Origin of the sequence: Protofrankia sp. CiP3 (assembly GCF_917627345.1) — a bacterium.
Taxonomy (GTDB): Bacteria; Actinomycetota; Actinomycetes; order Frankiales; family Frankiaceae; genus Protofrankia.
Window position 1 is genome coordinate 14,690 of sequence record NZ_CAKJTM010000051.1, and the last position, 23,494, is coordinate 38,183.

General features: G+C 68.9%; 19 protein-coding genes. 12 read left to right on the forward strand and 7 right to left on the reverse strand.

Features of this window, described 5'->3' with window-relative positions; all coding sequences use genetic code 11:
* Nucleotides 1-137: 137 nt before the first annotated feature.
* The 4 genes from MJ797_RS16860 to MJ797_RS16875 all read left to right on the forward strand — a co-directional run bounded on the left by MJ797_RS16860 (nt 138) and on the right by MJ797_RS16875 (nt 5,811).
* Nucleotides 138-1,739, forward strand: coding sequence for a leucyl aminopeptidase (locus MJ797_RS16860; protein WP_239335938.1), 1,602 nt, complete (start codon nt 138-140; stop codon nt 1,737-1,739).
* Nucleotides 1,740-1,873: 134 nt separating this feature from the next.
* Complete coding sequence (lpdA, locus tag MJ797_RS16865; RefSeq protein ID WP_239335940.1) at nt 1,874-3,256, forward strand: dihydrolipoyl dehydrogenase; 1,383 nt, start codon at nt 1,874-1,876, stop codon at nt 3,254-3,256.
* 144 nt (nt 3,257-3,400) lie between these two features.
* The gene (gene sucB, locus MJ797_RS16870) at nt 3,401-4,834 is read left to right on the forward strand and encodes a 2-oxoglutarate dehydrogenase, E2 component, dihydrolipoamide succinyltransferase (RefSeq protein WP_239335942.1); all 1,434 of its coding nucleotides are present in this window, start codon (nt 3,401-3,403) and stop codon (nt 4,832-4,834) included.
* A gap of 68 nt (nt 4,835-4,902) precedes the next feature.
* Nucleotides 4,903-5,811 (forward strand): TIGR01777 family oxidoreductase, encoded by a 909-nt coding sequence (locus MJ797_RS16875; RefSeq protein WP_239335944.1) that lies wholly within the window; start codon nt 4,903-4,905, stop codon nt 5,809-5,811.
* Nucleotides 5,812-5,846: 35 nt separating this feature from the next.
* On the opposite strand, the gene MJ797_RS16880 is transcribed toward MJ797_RS16875, so the two are convergent.
* On the reverse strand, nt 5,847-7,343 hold the full coding sequence (locus tag MJ797_RS16880) for a protein kinase (RefSeq protein ID WP_239335946.1): 1,497 nt from the start codon (nt 7,341-7,343) through the stop codon (nt 5,847-5,849).
* A gap of 202 nt (nt 7,344-7,545) precedes the next feature.
* On the opposite strand from MJ797_RS16880, the gene MJ797_RS16885 reads away from it, so the two are divergent.
* The 5 genes from MJ797_RS16885 (at nt 7,546) to MJ797_RS16905 (ending at nt 11,179) form a co-directional block, all read left to right on the forward strand.
* On the forward strand, nt 7,546-8,277 hold the full coding sequence (locus MJ797_RS16885; protein ID WP_239335948.1) for a peptidase E: 732 nt from the start codon (nt 7,546-7,548) through the stop codon (nt 8,275-8,277).
* A 62-nt stretch (nt 8,278-8,339) separates the two neighbouring features.
* Nucleotides 8,340-9,059, forward strand: a complete 720-nt coding sequence (gene lipB, locus MJ797_RS16890; protein ID WP_255739087.1) for a lipoyl(octanoyl) transferase LipB — start codon at nt 8,340-8,342, stop codon at nt 9,057-9,059.
* Nucleotides 9,056-10,027, forward strand: coding sequence for a lipoyl synthase (gene lipA / locus MJ797_RS16895; protein WP_239335952.1), 972 nt, complete (start codon nt 9,056-9,058; stop codon nt 10,025-10,027). Before lipB ends, lipA begins: the two co-directional genes overlap by 4 nt.
* 84 nt (nt 10,028-10,111) lie before the next feature.
* Nucleotides 10,112-10,330 (forward strand): hypothetical protein, encoded by a 219-nt coding sequence (locus MJ797_RS16900; RefSeq protein WP_239335954.1) that lies wholly within the window; start codon nt 10,112-10,114, stop codon nt 10,328-10,330.
* 84 nt (nt 10,331-10,414) lie between these two features.
* Nucleotides 10,415-11,179 carry a DUF4191 domain-containing protein gene (locus tag MJ797_RS16905; protein WP_239335956.1) on the forward strand — a complete coding sequence of 255 codons (765 nt, stop codon included), beginning with the start codon at nt 10,415-10,417 and terminating at the stop codon, nt 11,177-11,179.
* A 94-nt stretch (nt 11,180-11,273) separates the two neighbouring features.
* Here the strand turns inward: MJ797_RS16905 and MJ797_RS16910 are convergent, their stop codons facing one another.
* Nucleotides 11,274-11,747 carry an RDD family protein gene (locus MJ797_RS16910; RefSeq protein WP_239335958.1) on the reverse strand — a complete coding sequence of 158 codons (474 nt, stop codon included), beginning with the start codon at nt 11,745-11,747 and terminating at the stop codon, nt 11,274-11,276.
* A 181-nt stretch (nt 11,748-11,928) separates the two neighbouring features.
* Between MJ797_RS16910 and glnA the strand changes: the two genes are divergently transcribed.
* A complete protein-coding gene (glnA, locus tag MJ797_RS16915; protein ID WP_239335960.1) occupies nt 11,929-13,353 on the forward strand; it encodes a type I glutamate--ammonia ligase in 1,425 nt (474 codons plus the stop codon).
* A gap of 374 nt (nt 13,354-13,727) precedes the next feature.
* A complete protein-coding gene (gene glnII / locus MJ797_RS16920) occupies nt 13,728-14,789 on the forward strand; it encodes a glutamine synthetase GlnII (protein ID WP_239335961.1) in 1,062 nt (353 codons plus the stop codon).
* A gap of 63 nt (nt 14,790-14,852) precedes the next feature.
* Here the strand turns inward: glnII and MJ797_RS16925 are convergent, their stop codons facing one another.
* Nucleotides 14,853-17,954 (reverse strand): bifunctional [glutamine synthetase] adenylyltransferase/[glutamine synthetase]-adenylyl-L-tyrosine phosphorylase, encoded by a 3,102-nt coding sequence (locus MJ797_RS16925; protein WP_374582427.1) that lies wholly within the window; start codon nt 17,952-17,954, stop codon nt 14,853-14,855.
* A gap of 255 nt (nt 17,955-18,209) precedes the next feature.
* Nucleotides 18,210-19,568 carry a glutamine synthetase family protein gene (locus MJ797_RS16930; protein WP_239335962.1) on the reverse strand — a complete coding sequence of 453 codons (1,359 nt, stop codon included), beginning with the start codon at nt 19,566-19,568 and terminating at the stop codon, nt 18,210-18,212.
* A gap of 326 nt (nt 19,569-19,894) precedes the next feature.
* On the opposite strand from MJ797_RS16930, the gene MJ797_RS16935 reads away from it, so the two are divergent.
* Nucleotides 19,895-21,838 (forward strand): NAD+ synthase, encoded by a 1,944-nt coding sequence (locus MJ797_RS16935; RefSeq protein WP_239335963.1) that lies wholly within the window; start codon nt 19,895-19,897, stop codon nt 21,836-21,838.
* Between the two features lie 82 nt (nt 21,839-21,920).
* On the opposite strand, the gene MJ797_RS16940 is transcribed toward MJ797_RS16935, so the two are convergent.
* The 3 genes from MJ797_RS16940 to MJ797_RS16950 form a co-directional block, all read right to left on the reverse strand.
* Nucleotides 21,921-22,472, reverse strand: coding sequence for a hypothetical protein (locus tag MJ797_RS16940; protein WP_239335964.1), 552 nt, complete (start codon nt 22,470-22,472; stop codon nt 21,921-21,923).
* 1 nt (nt 22,473) lies between these two features.
* The gene (locus MJ797_RS16945) at nt 22,474-22,839 is read right to left on the reverse strand and encodes a PadR family transcriptional regulator (protein WP_239335965.1); all 366 of its coding nucleotides are present in this window, start codon (nt 22,837-22,839) and stop codon (nt 22,474-22,476) included.
* Nucleotides 22,840-22,969: 130 nt separating this feature from the next.
* Nucleotides 22,970-23,494 (reverse strand): hypothetical protein (locus MJ797_RS16950; protein ID WP_239335966.1); only part of this gene is annotated, 525 nt, incomplete at its 5' end.

Sequence of the window (23,494 nt, forward strand, 5' to 3'; positions counted from 1 at the left end):
AACTTCCGGCGGCGACCACTAGCCCCGCGCCCCGCCCGCGGCACGGTACGGGGCCCCGGCCTCGCGGGCGGGGCGTCCGGCGGGGCAGCGTCCCCTGCTGTGACAGCCTCTCCCGCGGTGTTCCGTAGTCTCTCGGCATGACCGTGACTGCCGTGACGACATCATCCGTGCTGGACCTCGACACCGACGCGCTGGTGATAGGTATCGCGGCGGGCGCGGACGGGCCGATGCCGCTGGGTGGTACCGACACGCTGGACGCGGCCCTCGGCGGCCGCCTCGCCCAGGTGCTGGTCAGCCTCGGCGCGACCGGGAAGGCAGGTGACCTCGTCCGGTTCGCCACGCTCGGCATCCTGCCCTTCCCCACCGTGGTCGCGGTCGGCCTCGGGCCGGCCAGGCCGGCCGCCGGTGACCGTGATCCCGCTGGCGGCGGGATCGACGTCGACCACGAGACGCTGCGCAGAGCATCGGGCGCCGCGACGCGGGCGCTGGCCGGCACCGCCCGCGTCGCGACCACCCTCGCCCTGGCCGCCGGCCCGCCCGGAACAGGCCAGCTACGGGCGGTCGCCGAAGGTGCGCTGCTCGGCGCCTACTCCTTCGACACCTTCCGGGCAACCTCCCTGGGCGACCGGCGTCCTCCGGTCCAGGAGATCACGCTCGTCGTGGACGGCCCGTCCGAGGCCGCAGCCCAGGACGCCGTGCGCCGGGCCGCCGTGTCCGTGGACGCGGTCGCGCTGGCCCGGGATCTCGTCAACACACCGCCTGGGCACCTGCCGCCCGCGGAATTCGCCGAGATCGCGGCCCGGCGGGCCACCGAGGCCGGTGTGGCCGTCGCGGTACTCGACGAAAAGGCGCTGGCCGACGGCGAGTTCGGCGGGATCCTCGGGGTCGGCCAGGGATCGGTGAACCCGCCGAGGCTGGTCCATCTCAGCTGGCGGCCCGCTGGTACGGACCCGGGCAGCCCGCCCGCGCTGACCTTCGTCGGCAAGGGAATCACCTTCGACTCCGGCGGCCTGTCCCTGAAACCCGCGAGCGCGATGGAGTGGATGAAGACCGACATGGCCGGCGCGGCCAGCGTGCTCGCCGCTGTCATCGCCGCCGCCCGGCTGAACCTGGCGGTCAGCGTCAGCGCATGGATACCGCTGGCCGAGAACATGCCGTCCGGGGAGGCGATCCGGCCGGGCGATGTCCTCACCCTGCGAGGCGGCACCCGGGTCGAGGTTCTCAACACCGATGCCGAGGGACGGCTGGTGCTCGGTGACGCCATCGCCCGTGCCGCTCAGGACTCCCCCGACCTCATTGTGACCGTCGCGACGCTCACCGGGGCGCAGATCGTGGCGCTGGGCCAGCGCACCAGCGGTGTGATGGGCCGTGACGACGCGGTGGGACAAGTCGTCGCCGCGGCCCGCGCCGCCGGTGAGGCGGTGTGGCCGATGCCGCTGCCGCCGGAGCTGCGCAAGGTGCTCGAGTCGGCCGTCGCGGACCTTGCCAACATCGGCAGCGGCAACCGGGATGGTGGCATGCTGGTGGCCGCGCAGTTCCTGAGCGCCTTCGTGCCCGATCACATGCCGTGGGCACATATCGATATGGCCGGGCCGGCCTGGAACGCGGGCGAACCATACGGTCACACCCCGAAGGGCGGTACCGGTGTGATAGTACGAACCCTGCTCCAGCTGGCCGAGAACATCTCCGCGGCGCCAGCGCCCCACGCCGAGCCGGACGAACAAACTACCAGCGAGTAGCGAGCGACGAACGGAAGTGGCGCGGAAGAATACCCGGCGTCATGGGCCACAGTTGCCGGGACGTGCGATGCATCCGTCCCGCGGCATGAAAGACTGAACCCATCCCAACCAGTCAACGAGAAGGGACGCCTGGCGTGGTGGACTCTGCGGCCGGTCCCGTAGACCTTGTCATCCTCGGTGGTGGTAGCGGCGGTTACGCCGCGGCCCTGCGTGCCGCCGAGCTCGGTCAGGAAGTCGTTCTGATCGAGAAGGACAAGCTGGGTGGAACCTGCCTGCACCGCGGGTGTATTCCAACCAAGGCACTGCTGCACTCAGCGGAGATCGCGGACAATATCCGCGAAAGTGAGAATTACGGAATCCGATCGACCTTCGACGGAATCGATATAGCAAAAGTCAATGCCTACAAGGACTCGGTGGTCAGCAAGCTCTACCGCGGCCTCACCGGCTTGGTGAAGGGCCGCGGCATCGAGATCGTCGAAGGGCACGGACGGCTGGTGTCGCCCACCGCCGTCGCCGTAGGCGACCGGGTCATCTCCGGCCGCCATGTGGTGCTCGCAACCGGCTCCCGGTCGAAGTCGCTGCCTGGCCTGGAAATCGACCATCGCCAAGTGATCACCAGCGACGACGCCCTGGCGCTCGACCGCGTACCGGCGTCCGCCGTGGTTCTCGGCGCTGGCGCGATCGGCTGCGAGTTCGCCTCGGTATGGCGTTCCTTCGGCGCTGACGTCTCGATCGTCGAGGCGCTGCCGCATCTGGTCCCGTTGGAGGAGGAGTCCAGCTCCAAGCTGTTGGAGCGGGCGCTGCGCCGCCGCGGCGTCAAACAGCATCTGAGCGCCCGGTTCGCCGGTGTGAAGAGTACCGACGCGGGTGTCACGGTGTCCCTGGAGGACGGAACGACCATCGAAGCCGAAGTGCTGCTCGTCGCGGTCGGGCGCGGTCCGGTCTCCGAAGGGCTCGGCTACGACGAGGTCGGCATCGCGATGGACCGCGGCTTCGTCCTCGTCGACCATCAGCTACGGACGAACGTGCCGACCGTCTCCGCGATCGGCGACCTACGACCGGGGCTCCAGCTCGCCCACGTCGGATTCGCCGAGGGCATCTTCCTCGCGGAGAGCCTCGCCGGGCTGAGCCCCGCGCACGTCGACTACGACAACGTCCCGCGGGTCACCTACTCCTCGCCCGAGGTGGCGTCGGTGGGTCTGACGTCGGCCAGGGCCGCCGAGCTGTACGGCGAGATCGTGACGCACACCTACGACCTCGCGGGCAACGGCAAGGCGCAGATCCTCCAGACCGCGGGTGCCGTGACGCTGGTCGCCCTGCCCGACGGACCGGTGGTGGGCATCCACATGGTGGGTGACCGAGTCGGCGAACTGATCGCCGAAGCCCAGCTCATCACCAACTGGGAGGCCACTGCCACAGACGTCGCCCAGCTCATCCACCCGCATCCGACCCTGTCGGAGGCGATCGGTGAGGCTCACCTCGCCCTCGCCGGCAAACCACTGCACTCCCACAACTAAGTCCACCAAGTCCAAAGCCGGTGGCGGCGCGAGAGAATCATGATCGCGTCGCCTTGAGCAGACCAGTTACTGACAGGCCCACAGCGTTTGCGGCCACTCCCCGTCGCCCACGGTCGGCCGGACGCCACGAAGGAGTCCTACCCCATGTCTGTGTCCGTCACGATGCCCCGTCTGGGTGAGAGCGTGTCCGAGGGCACCGTCATCCGCTGGCTGAAAAAGGAAGGCGAGCGCGTCGAGGCTGACGAGCCGCTCCTCGAAGTCAGTACGGACAAGGTCGATACCGAGATCCCAGCGCCCGCCTCCGGCGTGATCAGCGCCATCCGAGTCGCCGAGGACGAGACGGTCGAGGTCGGCGTCGAGCTTGCCGTCATCGACGAGGGTGCGGCGGCGGGGCAGGACGCGCGCCGGGACCTGGCGGCCTCCGCCGGCCAGACACCCGCGCCTGCTGTAGCCGTCACGCCACCGCCTCCGGTACCTCCGGCGGCCGCGCCGGCTCCCGCGCCGGTGGCGGCTCGGACACCCCCGGCGGCCGTTCCGGCCCAGGAGTTCACGCCGGCCCAGGCCGCTGAAACCCCGGCCAACGGCAATGGCTCGCTCGGGGCCTACGTCACCCCGCTGGTCCGGCGGCTCGCGGCCGAGCACGATGTGGACCTGTCCGCGGTGACGGGCACGGGTATCGGCGGCCGTATCCGCAAGCAGGACGTCATCGACGCCGCGCGCACACCGGCCGATGCGGCCGCCACGCCCACCGCCCCGGCTCCAGCGGTAACGCCGGCTCCAGCGGTGGCACCGGCACGGGCCGTGGCTGCGGCCCCGGCGTCCGTGCCGCCAGTGCCGGCTCCCGCGCCGGTTTCACTGCGCGGCCGCACGGAGAAGATGTCGCGGCTGCGATCGGTCATTGCGCAGCGGATGGTCGAGTCCCTGCAGGTCAGCGCCCAGCTCACCACGGTTGTCGAAGCCGACGTCACCCGCGTGGCCCGCCTGCGGGACCGCGCGAAGGCCGCGTTCGAGGCACGGGAAGGCGTCAAGCTGTCCTTCCTGCCGTTCTTCGCGGTCGCCGTCTGCGCAGCGTTGCGGGAATACCCGAACCTCAACGCCAGCGTCAACGTCGAGCAGGGGACGATCACCTACTACGACACCGAGCACCTGGGCATCGCGGTGGACACCGACCGGGGGCTGCTCGTCCCGGTCATCCACCACGCCGGGGATCTCAACCTCACCGGCATGGCACGCAAGATCGACGATCTGGCGACCCGAACCAGGGACAACCGCGTGTCACCGGACGAGCTGGGCGGCGGTACCTTCACGCTGACCAACACCGGCAGCCGTGGCGCCCTGTTCGACACGCCGATCATCAACCAGCCCCAGGTCGGCATCCTCGGCACCGGTTCCGTGGTCAAGCGGCCCGCCGTCGTGGATGACCCCGAACTGGGCGAAATCATCGCGGTGCGGTCGAAGGTGTACCTCGCGCTCACCTACGACCACCGGATCGTCGACGGCGCCGACGCGGCTCGTTTCCTCACCGCTGTCCGCCGCCGGCTGGAGGAAGGCGCGTTCGAGGCCGAACTGGGCCAGTAGGATCAGCCGCTGGCATGCGTGGTGGGCCCGCCTCGCCGGCCCACCACGGACAGGCAAGAATCCGACCAGTGGACATCATTGTTACCGGTACCACCGGTCTGATCGGCTCCGCGCTTGTCCCGGCCCTGCGCGGGAGCGGGCATACCGTGCGCGCCCTCGTCCGCCGGCCGCCGCGGAACAGCCTGGAGATCTACTGGGATCCAGGCCAGGGCATCCTTGACCCGACGGCGCTGACCACTGTCGATGCCGTCGTCCACCTTGCCGGCGCCGGGGTCGGGGATCATCGCTGGACCAGCGGCTACAAGAACAAGATCCTCAACAGTCGAGTAGCCGGCACGACGCTGCTCGCGGCTGCTCTCGCCGATCTGGACGAGCGTCCGCGGGTGCTGCTGTCGGCCAGCGCGGTCGGCTGGTACGGCGACACCGGGGAGCGTGAGGCCGACGAGTCCGCACGCCCCGGGACCGGCTTCCTCGCCGAGGTCACGGCCGCGTGGGAAGCCTCCACCGCGGTCGCCGAGCATGCCGGGGTGCGTGTGTGCCATCTGCGTTCAGGTGTTGTGCTGTCCACCCGCGGCGGAGCACTCGCCAGACAGCTCCCGCTCTTTCGGCTCGCTCTCGGCGGCCGGCTCGGATCGGGCCGCCAATGGCTGAGCTGGATCACGCTCGCCGACGAGATAGCGGCGATCAGTTTTCTGCTCACCGCCGACGCCGTGCACGGCCCGGTGAACCTGACCAGCCCCGAGCCGGTCACCAACGCGGCCTTCACCCGCGCGCTCGGCGCGGCGCTGCGCCGCCCGGCGATCCTGCCGGTACCCGCGGTGGCGTTGCGAGTCGCGCTGGGCGACTTCGCCGACGAGGGTGTGCTCGTCTCCCAGCGGGTCAGACCGCGGGTGCTCACCGAAGCCGGCTTCACCTTCTCCCACCCCGCCATCGACGCCGCCCTGGCGGCTGCCATCACCCGCGCGGACGGCGACTGACACCGCTGAGCGATCGGCAGCACGATCAACGACATTCAGCCGACGGCGTCGACCTTGGCGATCCGCCAGCCCTGGTCGGCCCTGACCATGGCGATGTCCCACTGTTGCCGGTCATGCCCAGGCTGACTGGCGAGGACCTTTCCCGAGGCGTCCACATAACTGTATGGAGGGAGCCGATCGGTGACTCGTAGTACGGACTTCTCGCTTCCAGCCTCCCTGACAGCAAGATCAATGATCTCCTGATGTAAGCCGACCGCGTGGCCACCGCGCGCGACCATCTGCCGCATCAGCACCACATCCCGGGCATAGGCGGTGCTACCGGCGGCGTCCACATCGGTCAGGCCTGCCTCCTTCGCCTGTTCGAACGCCCGGCTGCGGGCAGCGTCCAGGCCCGCCAGGACATCCCGCCAGCCCTGTTCGGACGGCAAGCCCGTGGCGGGAGCCGCATCGAGCTGACGCGCCTGCCGCGGAGCGGACCGGACGGCGACCAGCAGGCCACCGACCGCCAGCGCCGCGATCACGGTGACCACAGCCACGATGACCATGATTCGCCGCTGGCCGGAGAACCCGGCTCGCGGTTCGCCATGCGCGGCGACAGTACGCACGAGGGACGCGCGAGGACTGGACCCGCGAGGGTTGGACCCGCGAGGGCTCGACGCACGTGAAGCGCCAGCGGTGCCGGCCAGCTGGGCGGCGCGCGGCGACCGGGCCGATCGTGGCATCGTGTGGGCGGGCGGCTTTGTCCGCAGGCCGCGGCTGGCGGGTTCGAGCTCGGCATCGTCGGCTCCGGTCGGCTGCGGGGGCAGCGGCAGCGGAGTGACCGCGTCGCTGACAAGGCGAACCGGCGCCGGATTGCAGCTGTGCGCCAAGGCCGCGACCAGCTCCTCCGCCGTGGGCCTGCGGACGGGATCATCAACCAGGGCCGGCGCGACCGCCACCGCGACAGCCGCCGCGTCCGGACCGCTCGCCTGCGGCATCGTCGCGAGCAGCAGACTCGCGAGATCGCTGACGTCCGCTGCCGGTGTCGTGACCACACCTGCCAGACCCGCGACGCCGACACCGGCGAGCACCGGCCGGCCGTTCGGCTCCAACAGGACATCATCAAGATCAAGTTGCCCGTGGGTGAACCCGGCGGCATGCGCCGCGGCCAGCGCCTGAGCCAGTGGTAACCCCACCGTGACCACCTCGCCGGGGTCGAGGCGTTCCCGTGTCCCCAACAGCTGGCCCAGACTGATCGCCCCGGTAACGGGCTCGGCGACCACCGCGAGGCCCTCGGCCGTGGCGATCACATCGATGAGCGGGAGGAGGTGCGGATGCGAAAGCCCGACCAGGGCTCGCGCCGCCCGCATCGCGGCATCCCTCGCCACGGCGTCCGGCGGCAAGCGCACCCGGCGGACCACACACTCGGCTCCCGTGGCCACCATGCGGCCGGCCCAGACCTCGCCGGCACCACCGTCGCGCACACGGGCCCGCAATACCACCCCGGGAATGACCGGACCAGCCGGAATCCCGCGCCGTCCGCGAGAACCCATGGAATCGTCCACTGCTGCCACAAGCCGTGACGGTAGGCCGAAAAAGCAATTCTGTGCAGCTGTCTCCATAAACCTGTGGATAACTCGTGTGAACGCCTGGCCCGACGATAGGCTCCCACCGGGCACACCGCTTCGCGCCGCTCCGGGCCGCCGCGTGCGGCGAGCGCCGGCCAACGGATGCGACCGGGACGGGGGCTACAGCATGAACATTCTCGCGACCAGCGCCGGCTTTGTGCCGGACGGGCGGTGGGGCATCCGGGTCGGCCCGGTCATCCGCCACGCGCTGCACCTGGCCGGGAGCCCGGCACGTCCCAAGCTCTGCCTGCTGGCGACGGCCGGCGGCGACGACCCGGCGAGCTACGCGCGCTACTACGCGGCACTCGCACGTGATCTGCCGGACGTGCGCGTGTCCCATCTCGCCCTGTTCCCCATGCCGAACGTGGCCGACGTACGCGCGCACCTGCTGGATCAGGATGTGATCTGGGTGGGCGGTGGCAGCGTCGCGAACCTGCTCGCGGTGTGGCGGGTCCACGGCCTCGATTCGATCATGAAAGAAGCCTGGCAGGCCGGGGTTGTCCTGGCCGGTGTGTCCGCGGGGTCGCTGTGTTGGCATGCCGGCGGCACCACCGACTCGTTCGGGCCGGACCTGCGGCCAGTCACCGACGGGCTCGCTCTGCTGCCGTTCAGCAACACGCCGCACTACGACTCCGAAGCCGGCCGGCGGCCATTGTACCGCGGGCTGGTCGCCGCGGGCGCCCTGCCGCCCGGTTGGGCCACCGACGATGGCGTCGGCCTGCACTTTCGCGGCACCGAGCTGGTGGAGGCGGTCGCCGACCGGGCCGACGCGTACGCCTGGCGGGTCGAGCGGGACTCGGCCGTGGAGGCAGGTGCCCGGGAGACGCAGGTGGTCCCCCGACGCCTGCCAGACGTGTGACCCAGACGGCGTCTTCCTGTCCGCGCTGGGACGGCACCGCAGGTCAGCGTAGCCTCGTTTGCATGGAGGTCATGCGGCTGGGCCTGGTTCCCTACGACGATGCCTGGCGGCTCCAGCGTTCGCTGGCCGACCGGCGGATCGCTGACCAGGCGGGCGACACGTTGATCCTCCTGGAACACCCCGCCGTCTACACGGCCGGTCGCCGTACCCAGCCGTGGGAACGCCCGGTTGACGGCACCGCGGTGGTGGACGTCGACCGCGGCGGAAAGATCACCTGGCACGGCCCCGGTCAGCTCGTGGGTTATCCGGTCGTGCGCCTGCCAACGCCCTTGGATGTGGTGGCCTACGTCCGCGCGCTGGAGAACGGGTTGATCGCGGCCTGTGCCGACCTCGGCCTCCCGGCCGCGCGGGTGACCGGACGCAGCGGCGTGTGGACCACCGACGGCGCACGCAAGCTCGCGGCGATCGGTGTACGGGTGCGTTCCCGCGTCGCCTATCACGGCTTCGCGCTCAACTGCTGCCCGAACCTGGCCGCCTTCAGCCGGATCATCCCGTGCGGGATCACCGACGCCGCGGTGACCAGCCTCAGCCAGGAGCTCGCCCGGACCGTGACGGTCGCTGAGGCCCTGCCCATCGTGACGGACCGCCTGGTCAACGTGCTGACAGCCTTCACGGCGCCCGGCCCGGCAGGCGGCCAGGCGGTGGCCTCGACGCTGTCGTCAGCCCAGCCGCCACCGGACCGGGCGACCGAGACGGTACGCGAGCCGGAGATGGCAGGGTGACCGCGGTCACGCCGGACGGCAGAAGGCTGCTGCGGCTGGAGCTACGCAACGCGGCAACGCCGATCGAGCGCAAACCGCCCTGGATCCGCACCCGGCTGCGGACCGGCCCGCGGTACTCCGGCATCCTGGATCTCGTCCACGACAAGGGCCTGCACACGGTGTGCGAGGAGGCCGGCTGTCCGAACATCTACGAGTGCTGGGAGGACCAGGAGGCGACCTTTCTCATCGGTGGGGACGTGTGCACCAGGCGTTGTGATTTCTGCCAGATCGATTCGGGACGACCGGGCGCGTTCGACGCCGACGAGCCCCGTCGGGTCGCCGAATCGGTCCGCGTCATGGGCCTGCGCTACGCGACCGTGACCGGAGTCGCACGCGATGACCTGCCCGACGGTGGGGCATGGCTGTACGCCCAGACGGTTCGCGAGATCCATACGCTGTGCGGCGCCGTCGGTGTCGAACTGCTCATCCCTGACTTCCACGCCCGTGCCGAGCAACTCGCCGAGGTGTTCGGCGCGGCTCCCGAGGTGCTCGCCCACAACATCGAGACGGTACCGCGGGTGTTCCGCCAGATCCGGCCGGGATTCCGCTATGACCGGTCGCTGGAGGTTCTCCGCGCCGCCCGCGCGGCCGGTCTGGTGACCAAGTCCAACCTGATCCTCGGCCTCGGGGAGGAGCCGGCGGAGATCCTCGCGACCATGGCCGACCTGCTGGATGCCGGCTGTGAGCTGCTGACGATCACGCAGTACCTGCGGCCCAGCCCACGGCATCACCCGGTGCGGCGCTGGGTAGACCCAACGGAGTTCACCGAGCTGCGGGCGGAGGCGGAGCGGATGGGGTTCGCGGGGGTGCTGTCAGGTCCGCTGGTCCGGTCCTCCTACCGCGCGGGCCGGATGTACCAGCAAGCGATCGAGCAACGCGCCGGCACCGGCGGCGAAGCGACCGGGCGACACGATAATTACTCAGAGTAGCCACTGGAATGGTGCACCCGCCCCAACGGAACTAGGCTCACCGGAAGGTCACTCGTCCGCCACCCGTGGATGACGATCGAGATCATGACTGAACAATGCCTACGACCGGCCTGGGAGGTCCGTGTGGTCGTGCTGAGATCACTCCTGACCGCTGTTGAGGAACTCACCCTGCTGCTGCTGCCGCACGGCGGCCAGCGGACCGCGCGCCGCAACGCGTGGCGCGCCGCCGCCGAGATCTCGTTGCCGGTAGGCCGCATACCGCCACAGATCGGCGGACGGATCGTGTTCGCCACCGAGCGCTGAACAATCGATCACCAAAGAGGCGATCATTTTATACTGAAGAGCACGGTACGAGTATCCGTCCCGCCGGGTCGTAGGCTCGCGGTCATGGCGCGTAAGAACAGCTCCGGCAATGGCTCGCCGAGCACTGGTACGACAAAGGCCCGAGTGACGGCCTCGGGACGCAAGCAACAGCTGGACGCCACGGGGGGCAAGGCCCGGCCCGGCCGTCTCGCGCAGGTCAGGACGGTGTACCGGCTCACTCGGGAACGCGATCCGCGCGCGCTCTGGTGGTCACTGGTCGGCCTCGTCCTCCCTGTTGCCATCGGCGTGCTGCTCAGTGTGCTGGTCGGGCCGCTGTGGATGTGGCTGCCCATCGGGATCATGCTGGGTCTTGTCAGCGCCATGAACATCTTCAGTCGGCGCGTGCAGCGGACCGCCTACGCCGAGATGGAGGGGCAGCCCGGCGCGGCCGCCGGAATCGTCGAGCGCATGCGCGGCGACTGGCGGCTCACGCCCGCGGTCGCGGTCAACCGTCACCAGGACGTGGTGCATCGCGTGGTGTGCCGAGCCGGCGTCGTGGTGATCGCCGAAGGCCGCGGCCGCGGCCAGCGTGAGCTACTCGGCAACGAGGTACGGCGGGTCCGCAAGGTGATCGGCGAAATACCTGTCCACGACATCGTCATCGGCACCGGACCGGGCGAGGTACCCCTGCCCAAGTTGCAGGGAACCCTCATGCGGCTGCCCCGCACCCTACGGCGCGGCGAGGTTGATCCCGTCGAACGGCGGTTGCGGGCGGTGACCGCGCCTTCCCTGCCCATCCCGAAGGGGCCGATCCCCCGCAACATCCCCCGCGGGGGGAAGATGCGCTGACCTCGCGCCCCGCAACGGGCGCCACCCTGTTTTTTGATCATTCGACAATGTTCGCGCGAAGAACGATGCTCGTACGAAGACCAGAAACTGAGACTCAGGCCGACCCACGACCCGCGTCGCGGACGACCACGGTGCCAGCGGCGCGGTCGTGGGTGGCACGCAGGTCGCGGTCCCAGATGAAGGCCGGGACAAGCAGACCGAGAAGCACCGTACGAACAGCCGCCCAGCCCCACCCCGCCCGGCCACGGTCGCGCACCCGGATGACACGGATGCCCGCCAGCCGCATCCCGATGGTCTGTCCGTTCGCCGCGATCAGGACGAACTCCTCCAGCAGGAACGCAAGGTAGACGGCGAGCCCGCGGGCATTGACCGAGTAGCGGACCCCGAAGAGCACCGGGACACCCACCAGCAGGTTGGCCACGATGGCGTCCACCGCGAACGCGGCCAGCCGGTGGCCGAAACCGACCACCGCGCCAGGACCTTCGGCCGGTAGGCCGAGCCGTACGCCGGGAGGTGAGTCCCGGGGCAGTTGCGGACCTTCCAGCCAGTTCCCGAGCGCGCGTCCCACCGCGTAAGCGTATGCCTCACGGACATCCCGGAGAAACACTTACCATGAGCAACGCATTAGTCACAAGTTACCGACGAGAAACTTCCTCGTCATATCAGCGGAACTGCATCAGGTTACGGTCCGCATCAGGCCATCGCGTATCCTTCCATCCACACAGCCATGAAGCTTCCTTGGAGGGTGGATGTTCATAAAGGCCGAAGATGTGCTTCGCTACATCGCGGACGAGAGCGTTGAGTTCGTCGACGTCCGCTTCTGCGACCTTCCCGGAATTATGCAGCACTTCACGATCCCGACCGAGGTCTTCGCCGAGTCGGTGTTCACCGATGGGCTGATGTTCGACGGGTCGTCGATACGTGGCTTCCAGGCGATCCACGAATCGGACATGTTGCTCCTACCGGACCCGAGCACAGCCTTCGTCGATCCTTTCCGTGAGCACAAGACGCTCGCGATGACCTTCTTCATCCACGATCCGATCACAAAGGAGGAGTACTCCCGCGACCCGCGCAACACGGCGAAAAAAGCCGAAGCCTACCTGCGGGGCACGGGTTTCGCGGACACCGCCTACTTCGGCCCGGAGGCCGAGTTCTACATCTTCGACGACGTTCGCTATGACTACAGCCCGTACGGTTCCATGCACGCTGTCGACTCCATCGAAGCGGCCTGGAACACGGCCCGCAAGGAGGACGGCGGGAACCTCGGCTACAAGCCCCGGTTCAAGGGCGGTTACTTTCCCGTACCCCCGACCGACCACTTCACCGACCTGCGCTCGGAGATGACAAGGGCACTGTTCCGGGCCGGCATCACCGTCGAGATGCAGCACCACGAGGTGGGGACCGCCGGGCAGGCGGAAATCGACATCCGGTACAGCACGCTCCTGCGGACCGCCGACAACCTGATGCTGTACAAGTACATCATCCGCAATGTTGCCTTGTCCCGCGGCAAGACCGTGACGTTTATGCCGAAGCCGTTGTTCCAGGACAACGGCTCGGGCATGCACGTCCACCAGAGCCTCTGGCAGGGCGACGAGCCGCTGTTCTACAGCGAGAGCGGCTACGGCGGCCTGTCCGAACTGGCCCGGTACTACATCGGTGGGCTGCTTCACCACGCGCCGGCGCTGCTGGCGTTCACGAACCCGACCACGAACTCCTACCGGCGCCTGGTGCCGGGCTACGAGGCGCCGGTCAACCTCGTCTACTCGGCGCGCAACCGCTCGGCCTGCTGTCGCATCCCGCTCAGCGGTGTCTCACCCAAGGCGAAGCGGATCGAGTTCCGCGTACCCGATCCGAGCTGCAATCCCTACCTGGCCTTCGCCGCCATGCTCATGGCCGGCCTGGACGGCATCCGCAACAAGATCGAGCCGCCGGACCCGATCGACAAGGATCTCTACGATCTGCCGCCGGACGAGCTGGCCGCGGTACCGCAGGTGCCGGGATCGCTCGAGAAGGTGCTGGAAGCCCTCGAGGCCGACCACGATTTCCTGACCGAGGGCAGCGTGTTCACGCCCGACCTGATCGAGACATGGATCGACTACAAACGTGTCCACGAGGTGGACGCTATTCGTCTCCGCCCGCATCCGTATGAGTTCCAGCTCTACTACGACATCTGACAGCTGACGGCGGGCAGCTGAGACAGCGGGCCACGGACAGCTGCCCGCGGCAGCGGACCGCAATATAACCGGACAGCAGGATATGGGATGGCGCCCGTTTCGCGGAAAGCCGCGGACCGGGCGCCGTCGCATGGCTGGGTACGCGCACGGCGGACTTTGTTCACGGCTGCCGGAATGCCAGTTCGGACAGCCTGGGAAATGAACTGTCCAGCAATGCGCGATTGACCGAAAATTTACCGTGGTGGAACCGTGCGGAAACGGGGCTCAACAAAGATCCGGACGAGCCCTCCTGTCACCCGCGGCCGGGGTCGGGCGATCCGCAGGTGCGCGATGAGAAACTCCGCTATGTGCTACGCCAACCACGGGGAGTATGAGTGAGCTACCAGGCCGAGTACATCTGGATCGACGGCACCAAGCCGGAGCCTCTGATGCGGAGTAAAACCCGCATCGTCGCCGACGGCAAGGAACCGGACATCTGGGGCTTCGACGGCTCGAGCACCAACCAGGCACCCGGATTCAATTCGGACTGCGTACTGCAACCGGTGTTCACCTGTCCGGACCCGCTGCGCGGCAGGGACAACGTTCTGGTGCTGTGCGAGGTCCAGCTGACCGACTTCACTCCGCATCCGACCAACACCCGCGCCTTCTGCCGACAGGCCGCCGAGAAGTACGCGGACCAGTCCCCCATGTTCGGAATTGAGCAAGAGTACACCTTCTTCCAGCACGGGCGGCCACTCGGCTGGCCCGCGGTGGGCTTTCCGGACCCACAGGGTCCCTACTACTGCGGTGTCGGCGGCGAGAAAATGGTCGGCCGTGCCATTGTCGAGAGGCACACGCAGGCCTGCCTCGACGCGGGCCTGTCCATCGAGGGGACCAACGCCGAGGTCATGATGGCCCAGTGGGAGTTCCAGATCGGGGTGCTCCCGCCTCCCGCCATCGGTGACCAGCTCTGGATCGGCCGCTGGTTGCTGCACCGGGTGGCCGAGGACTTCGACGTCACCGTCTCGTTCGCGGCGAAGCCGATCCCCGGCGACTGGAACGGCGCGGGCGCGCACACCAACTTCTCCACCAAGGCCACGATGGAAAGCTGGGAAGCGATCGTCACCGTATGCGAGGCTCTCGGCACCCGTGTGCTGGAGCATGTCGAGAACTACGGTGACGGGATCGAGAAGCGTCTGACAGGTCAGCATGAGACCGCTCCGTACGACGCGTTCTCCTGGGGTGCCTCCGACCGCGGCGCGTCGATCCGCATCCCGTGGGCGGTGGAGAAAGCCAAGAAGGGCTGGATCGAGGACCGTCGCCCGAACGCCAACATGGACCCGTACCTCGTCACCGGTCTGATCGTCGACACCTGTTGCAGCGCGCTGGCCGGCGGGAGGCCCATCTTGACCATCCCAGGCCAGAAGGACGCGGCCGAGACCGCCGTCACGGCCTGATCGTCACCATCGCGGATCGCGGGACCCCGTGCCACACCCATGGCGTCGCACGGGGAAAGCCCGCTATCCGATGGACGGCCCGGCCACCGCTTCGCGGGCGAAAAGAGTCTCGGCCACCGCGCGCGCACGTGCACTCATCCGCCGGTAGTCGCCGAGCAACGCCTCGCTCTGGTCCGCCGCGTAGCCGACCGCCCGCGCGACCCTGGCCAGCGCCCGTGGTTCACGCGGCAGCACGTCCCCGGGACGCCCACGGGTCAGCGTGATCGCGTTGCGGAGCCGGGACGCGAAGATCCATGCGTCCGCCAGGGCCGCGGCCTCGGCAGGGCCGAGCAGGCCGGCCATGGCGGCTGCCCGAAGCCCGGCAAGCGTTGACGTCGTGCGCAACGCCGCTGTCGCCCGGCCGTGACGCAGCTGCAGCACCTGCACCACCCACTCCACATCGGTAAGGCCGCCGGGCCCGAGTTTCAGATGCAGGGAACGATCCACGCCCCGCGGGATGCGCTCGGCCTCCATCCTGCCTCGCAGCCGGACGACTTCAGCCACCGTGCCAGGGGGCAGGGACGCTGGGTAGCGAATCTCATCCACCCAGTTGCGGAACCGGTCGCCCAGTTCCGTGTCGCCGGCAACCGGCCGCGCCCGCAACAGCGCCTGTGCCTCCCAGCCCGCCGACCACCGGCGAAAGTAGGCCGCGTAGCTGGCCGGCGTACGGGTCATCGGACCCGCGCTGCCCTCCGGGCGCAGCTGCGCGTCAAGGATCAGCGGCGGGTCGCCGGCGGGCACGGCGAGCAGCCGGCGCAGTTCGGTCACGACCGCACCCGCGGCATCGGCCGCTTCGCTGTCGGTGACACCGATCCCAGCACCGGCTGTCGTGCCGTTCACCCGGCCATCGATCGGTTCGTGGACGAACACGACATCCGCGTCGCTGCCGTAGGACAGTTCACCACCGCCGAGACGGCCCATGGCCATCACCGCGATCCGTACCGGCAGCGGCCGACCGGTCTGCCGCTCGAAGCACCGTTCCGCGACGAACAGGGCGGCCTCGATGGTCGCGGCCGCCGCGTCCGACAGCGCCCGGCCGACCGCGGCGGCGTCCAGCAAGCCGAGCACATCCGCGCAGGCAACCCGGACGAGTTCGACCCGACGTACCGCCCGTGCCCGCCCAACCGCCTGCTCCCCGGACGGATTGCGGCGAGCAACCGCGATCATCACCTGAACCAGCTGGTCACGGGTGCGGGGACGCAGGTCGTCGATAGTCCGCAGCAGCCGCACCGATTCCGGCGCACGCTGCATCAGGTCCGCGGCATAGCTGCTCGTCGCCAGTACGCGACACAGCCGTTCGGCCGCACCGCTGTCGTCCCGCAGCAGCCGCAGATACCAGGGCGTGTGGCCCAGCGCATCGCTGACCTGACGGTAGGCGAGCAGACCGGCGTCGGGGTCGGCCGCGTCGGCGAACCAATGCAACATCGCCGGGAGCAGGCGGCGTTGGATCGTGGCCGTCCGGCTGACACCGTTGGTCAGCGCCTCGATGTGGCGCAGCGCGCGTGCGGTGTCGGCAAACCCCAGCGCCGCCAGCCGATCCCGGGCCTCCGCGGGCGTGAGCCGGACCTCCTCGACGGACAGCCGTGCCACCGCCGCCAGCAATGGCTGGTAGAAAAGCCGCTCGTGCAGCCGGCGCACGAACCGGGCGACCCGGGCATGCTCGCTCTGGATCTCCTCCGCGGAGGTGAAACCGAGAGATCGAGCCAACCAGCGCAGCTCACCGGGATCGCGGGGCAAGGTGTGCACCCGGCGGAGCCGCTGCAGCTGCAGGCGGTGCTCGGTACCGCGCAGGAAGCGGTACGCGTTCGCGAGGCCGGCCGCATCCCGGCGGGCCACATAGCCACCGCGAGCGAGCGCGTCGAGCGCGGACAGCGTCGAGACCGTCCGCAGCTTGGGGTCGGTCCGACCGTGGACGAGCTGGAGCAGCTGGACGGCGAACTCGACATCGCGCAGCCCGCCCGGACCGAGCTTGAGGTTACGGTCAGCGTCTCCCGGCGGCAGCGACCGTTCCACCCGCCGTCGCATCGTCTGGACGTCGCTGACGAACCCCGGCCGCGACGCCGCCGACCAGACCAGCGGCCTGACCGCGGCACAGAACCGTGCTCCCAGCTCATGGTCGCCCGCGACCGGGCGTGCCTTGAGCAGCGCCTGGAACTCCCAGGTTCTCGCCCATCGCCGGTAGTAGGCGTCGTGGCTGGCCAGCGTACGCACCAGCGGGCCGTCCCGCCCTTCGGGCCGCAGCCCCATGTCGATCTGGAACAACGTGCCCTCACGGGTGACCGCCCCACACGCACGGACCATCCCCTCCGCGAGACGGGTGGCCACCTCCAGCGCGGCGGCCTCGTCGGTCCGGGCGTCCTGGGTAGCGCCGCCGGACCGTCCAGGTTCCGCCACGAACAGGACGTCGACGTCGCTGACATAGTTCAGCTCCCGGCCACCGCACTTACCCATACCGACGACGGCGAGACGAACCGACGCAGCCGCCGGCCGCAGCGCCGACCGCGCCACGGCGAGCGCGGCGTCAAGGGCGGCTCCGGCGAGGCTGGCAAGCTCCGCGGTGGCATCATCAAAGGACACGGCGCCGGTGAGATCACGAGCCGCGAGGACGAACAGAGCACGGCGATAGGCAACGCGCAGCGCGTCCAGAACATCGGTACCATCCCCGGCGGCGCGCGGCTCGGCCTCCTCCGGGTCCGCTCCGACAGCACGCAGCAGACGCGCACGGGTGACACGGTCGTTCGGCGCGGCCCGCAGCACGCCGTCGTCAGCGATCACCCGCCAGTCGGTGGGATGGCGGACCAGATGGTCACCGAGCGCGGTACTCGCACCGAGCACCGCGACAAGCCGGCCGCGCAGCCCCGGCTGACCGGCCAACGCCGCGAGCAGCTCACGCCCGGCCGCGGGCGGCGCCGTCGCCACGATCCGTTCCATCGCCGCAAGCGCCAGGTCGGGATCAGCCGCCCGCGCAAGCGCCACCAGGACAGGGCTGTGTGAGAGGTCGACGCCTGACCGGTCGGCAGCGCCGGGCGGCGTCGCGCCGGCACCAGCACTGACATCGGTACCACCGCTGACGCCGCCGGCCCCGCTGGGGCGGTCGGTACCGGCGAGCAGCCCGAGCCGCCACATACTGGCAACGGATCTGTCGACATTACTGAAACCCAGCCGAGCCAGCTGCGCCTGGATGGAGCTCCCCCGTGGATGGGTGTGGCTAGAGGCTCCGGCAACAGGACTGTCCGGCTCGCGCAGTCCGGGCGGCGCCTCGCGTCGTTGCCGTCGGTCGACGCCCAAACCAGGGCGCCTCCCTCCGCCGCCTCGCGATCCATCCACCCGGACACCGCTCCCTGATCGAACGCCCTGCTGCCGGAGCCTCTTAACTGCCGGTCACAATATCGGTAGATACCGGTCGATCTCGAAGGGCGTGACCTGCCGGCGGTACTCGGCCCATTCGGCACGTTTGTTCCGCAGGAAGAACTCGAAAAGGTCGTCGCCGAGCGTCTCACGAACCAGCGCGGATCTTTCCATGGTGGCAATCGCCTCCGCCAACGAACCGGGCAACGCCGTGATACCCCGCTCATGGCGCTGCGACTCGCTGAGCGTCCACACGTCGTCGGCCGCTGGCGGTGGGAGTTCGTAACCCTCCTGGATCCCGCGCAGGCCAGCCGCGAGAATCAGCGCGAAGGCGAGATAGGGGTTGCACGCGCTGTCGGGCGAACGGAACTCGATGCGGGCCGTATTCGGCTTGTTCGGTTTGTACAACGGCACCCGCACGAGTGCGGACCGGTTGTTGTGTCCCCAGCAGACGTAGGCGGGCGCCTCCAGCACCTCGCCGGCACGCTGGTCACCGATGATCCGCTTGTACGAGTTCACCCACTGGTTGGTGACCGCGGTGATCTCGGCGGCGTGCCGGAGGAGCCCGGCGATGAACGCCTGCGCGACCTTGGAGAGATGGTAGGAATCGGTCGGATCGTGAAACGCGTTCCGATCACCTTCGAAAAGGCTCAGATGGGTGTGCATACCGGACCCGGCCTGATCACTGTAGGGTTTCGGCATGAAAGTCGCGTAGACGCCCTGCCGGCGAGCCACCTCCTTCACCACCTGACGAAAAGTCATGATATTGTCAGCGATGGTGAGGGCGTCGGCATACCGCAGATCGATTTCCTGCTGACCGGGCGCGACCTCATGGTGGCTGAACTCGACCGATATCCCCAAGCGTTCCAAAACCCCGATGACCTGCTGTCGGAATTCGTGGCTGACGTCGTTCGGTGTCAGATCGAAATACCCGGACTCGTCTACCGGTGATGGTACCGGAGCACCACGGGCCGGCGCCTGCCGCAGCAGAAAGAATTCTATCTCGGGATGGGTATAGAAAGTGAAACCAGCGTCCGCCGCGCTGGCCAGTACACGACGCAGAACCCAGCGTGAATCCGCCGGGGACGGCGTACCGCCGGGCATGACGAGGTTGCAGAACATCCGGGCGGTGGCTGGGTTCTCACCACGCCAGGGCAGCACCTGGAATGTCGACGGATCCGGTTTCGCGAGCATGTCGGCTTCGTGTACCCGGGCGAACCCCTCGATCGAGGAACCATCGAAACCGATGCCCTCGGCCAACGCCCCTTCAAGCTCAGCCGGCGCGATCTCGACGGACTTCAGCACCCCAAGCACGTCGGTGAACCACAGCCGGACAAACCGGATATCTCGTTCCTCCATCGTACGCAGGACGAACTCCTGCTGCTTGTCCATGACCGCCTCCGCGCTGAGAGTCGGGCTCGCCGTCGCGGGCGGGCGAGGTTCAACCGGGCCGGCGGTAACGCGGTCACGAAGAACCCACCTGATCACAAAACGATCTGTCTGGCGGGAGGGATCTCCCCGCATCACCCGAGGCCCGTCAGGTTGCTAACGCCGACCATAGCGACTGACCTGCCCACACGCTCGGACACAGCACGGGCCCCGGTAGCGGTTTCTACCGGTAGTGGTGCTCTACCGGGCCTGACGACAACGACGCGAGGGGCCGCCTGGACGTGGCGAGCCGGACAGACGGCTTTCGAAACACGCCCTAGGCTGCACCCATGGCCCAGTTGCGTGTCGCGCTCGCTCAGGTCAACACCACGGTAGGAGATCTTGAAGCGAACGCGGATCTGGTGAGCGAATGGGTGCGCCTCGCCGCACGCCGCGGGGCCCACCTGGTGGCGTTCCCCGAGATGACGCTCACCGGGTACCCCGCGGAGGATCTCGTCCTGCGCCGTTCGTTCGCCGCGGCGTCCCGCGACGCCGTCGATCGCCTCGCCCGGCGCCTGGCCGATGAGGGCAGCGGGGAGCTGGCCGTGATCGTGGGTTACCTCGACACCTCCCGCGCTCCCACGCCGCGCCTGGGCCGTCCCGCGGGCGAGCCACAGAACGCTGCCGCGGTGTTGTGGCGTGGTGAGGTCGTGGCCCGCTACGCCAAGCACCACCTACCGAACTATGGCGTGTTCGACGAGTTCCGCTATTTCGTCCCCGGTTACGACTTCCCGGTGTTCCGGCTGCACGGCGTGGATGTGGGACTCACCATCTGCGAGGACCTCTGGCAGGACGGCGGACCGGTCGCGGTCGCGCGGGCCGCCGGGGTGAACCTGCTGGTGTGCGTCAACGGGTCACCGTATGAACGCGGAAAGACGTTCCAACGCGACGAGCTGTCGGCCCGGCGAGCGCGTGAGGCTGGCGCCGCGCTCGTGTACGTCAACCTTGTCGGCGGCCAGGACGAGCTCGTCTTCGATGGCGGTTCGCTCGCGGTCGACGCCGCCGGCCGTCTCCTCGCCCGCGCCGAACAGTTCACCGAGACGCTGCTGACCGTGGACCTGGACCTGCCGACCGGCGGTGCCGCCCTGGCCGCGGGCGGAGCGGCAGGCGAGGGGACCTCGGTGGAGGCCGGGAGTCCGGTGGACGACGGGACCTCGGTGGACGCGGGCGACGGCACCGCGATGACGGTGACCCGGCTGCCGCTGGCGAGCGAGCCCGTCCCGGCGTTCGATGCTGAGCCGCCGGTCGTGGCGCACCGGCTGGACTCCGCGGCCGAGCTGTACCGCGCGGTGGTCACCGGCACCCGGGACTACGTCCGCAAGAACGGGTTCACCTCGGTCGTACTCGGCCTGTCCGGCGGCATCGACTCGGCGCTGGTCGCCGCGATCGCCGTGGACGCTCTCGGCGCCGAGCAGGTGCACACCGTCGCGATGCCGTCGATCCACTCGTCGGCCGGGTCGGTGGACGACGCGGCCGAGCTCGCCAGGCGGACCGGTGTCACACACACCGTGATCCCGATCCAGCCGGTGGTCGACTCCTTCCACCGCGCGCTCACCGCCACCGGCGGGCTCGCCGGCCTGGCCGCGGAGAACCTGCAGGCCCGGGTCCGCGGAACGCTGCTGATGGCACTGTCGAACGCCCACGGCCAGCTGGTACTCACCACCGGCAACAAGAGCGAGCTCGCGACCGGATTCTCCACCCTCTACGGCGACAGCGCGGGCGGCTTCGCCCCGATCAAGGATGTGCCCAAGACCCTGGTCTGGGAACTCGCGCGCTGGCGTAACGCGGAAGCCGACCGCCGGGGCGAGACCCCGCCCATCCCCGAAGAGATCATCGTCAAACCGCCGTCCGCCGAGCTCGCTCCCGGCCAGCTCGACTCGGACCGGCTGCCGGACTACTCCACCCTGGACGCCGTCCTCGACGACTACGTCGAGCGCGACCAGGGCCGCACTGAACTGATCACGGCAGGTCACAGCCCCGAAACCGTGGAACGGGTGATCCGGCTGGTGGACCTCGCCGAGTACAAACGCCGACAGAATCCACCTGGACCGAAGGTGACCTCGAAGGCGTTCGGTCGTGACCGCAGGCTACCGATCACCTCCCGCTGGCGGGAGCACCCGACCCGACCGTCCACCGTCGAGCCACCAGCCACCGAGCCGTCAAGCAGTGAGCCGCCCCCTGCCAGTTCACCTACTGTCCGTTCACCTACTGCCGAGTCGCTCGCCGCCGAATGATTGACCGAGGACCCGGCCATACCAATCGGCACCAATCGGCTGGTTCAGCGTCGCGCGGCTGTCAGGTGAGCGCCCGCCGTTCTCAGTCGTCGGCGTTCCTGCGGCGCCAGGCCGGCAGCAATCGCCAGAGTCGACCGCCGAGGATGAACGCCACGGCGAAGCCGGCGTAGACCAACGGGGTCCACGCTCCCCCGAGTGTGCTGTACCTGCCGTCGACAAAGGTGTACGTGGTCTCCTGGTTCAGATACGTGAACCCGTGCCAGTGGAATGTGCCGCTGGCGTGTGGATCGACCGCGCGAATGCCGTCACCAAAGGCAGTCTGCCCGACCGCCACCAGCTTGGTCATCAAGAGGACCGCGAGGAGCATGCAGGCGGCTCCGGTCTTCCACTCAGGCCGGGGCTGCCACTCCCCGTATTCGGCGGCCAGGTAGCCCGCCGCGAGCCGGCGCAGGTTGCCCAGGCGCCGCAGCGCTTCGGCAGTGCCGACGTCGTCCGCGGCGGCGCGCAGGTTGGTACGCACCTCTCGGCGCTGAGTGATCCGCGATTTCCTCGGCAGATCGGTCAGATAGGTGTCGAGCGTCCACACCGCGCGTTCAATACGCAACCGGTCGGCCCAGGTCAGGGTACGAGTCATGTCAGACCTCCTCGGAAGGTGGGGCAGGCTGCGCAGGGATCGGCCGGGACAGCACCGGGTTGACCACGTCGGCGAGCGACAGCCAGTTGGCGGTCCCCTGTGCCAGCGCCGCGTAGCCCGCCTCGGTGGGTCGGTAGTACTTGCGGGCAGGCCCTGAGCGAGAGGTGACCAGCCGGCTGGTCACCCGGCCTTCGCGCTCCAGCCGGGTCAGCGCCGGATAGACGGTGCCGTCCGAGATGTCGGACAGGCCGGTCTCGCGAAGACGCTGCACCAACTGGTACCCATACGACTCGCGTTCGGCGAGCAGGCACAGCAGCAGCAGTGACAGCACGCCTTTGAGGAGCTGCGGGTCGTGGCCGGTTGGCATGCAAGTAAATTTAGCAAGCTACCTTGCTATGTCAAGTAGCAGGCCAAAAAAAATAGCGGCGGGCACGAGCTCTCCTCGTTGCCATGGCCGCCTGTCGCCGCGAACCGCGGAGCCTTCGGGTACGTCCTCGCTACTCCATAAGGGTGATACGTACAGCATTTAATGCGTCACGGCCCGCCTCGATCACCGCGTAGGAATGACCAGGCATGATCAATAGGACCGTCCCGGGCGGCTGGCCGTTCATCTCAGAAAGATCCAAAGCGGTGCCGAAGATTGCCAGGCCGACGGCCGCACCGACGATCGTGGCCGGATCGGACGACGCCTGCGCGAATCCCGGCAGGCCAACCCGGGTGCCGGGCCGCAGGCTGGCGGCCATCTCCGGGGTGAACAGGTTCGCTGTGTACATCCATCCGTGGTATGTCCTGACCTTGAGGTCAGGAAGATCCTTCTCATAGGCGGTTGTGCGGTGGATGCCGTTGTGACCCCGCACCACCAAGGCAAAAAGATCGTTGGGCGTCAACAGCGCCCGGCCAGAACCGCTCTCCACGAACCGTTCCACCGCATCGAGCAGCTCGGCCGCCCGCACCGCACCGACCCGCCGCAATAGTTCACCGGCAGTGGACATCCCGTTGCTGGACCACCCCCAGGGGGAAGT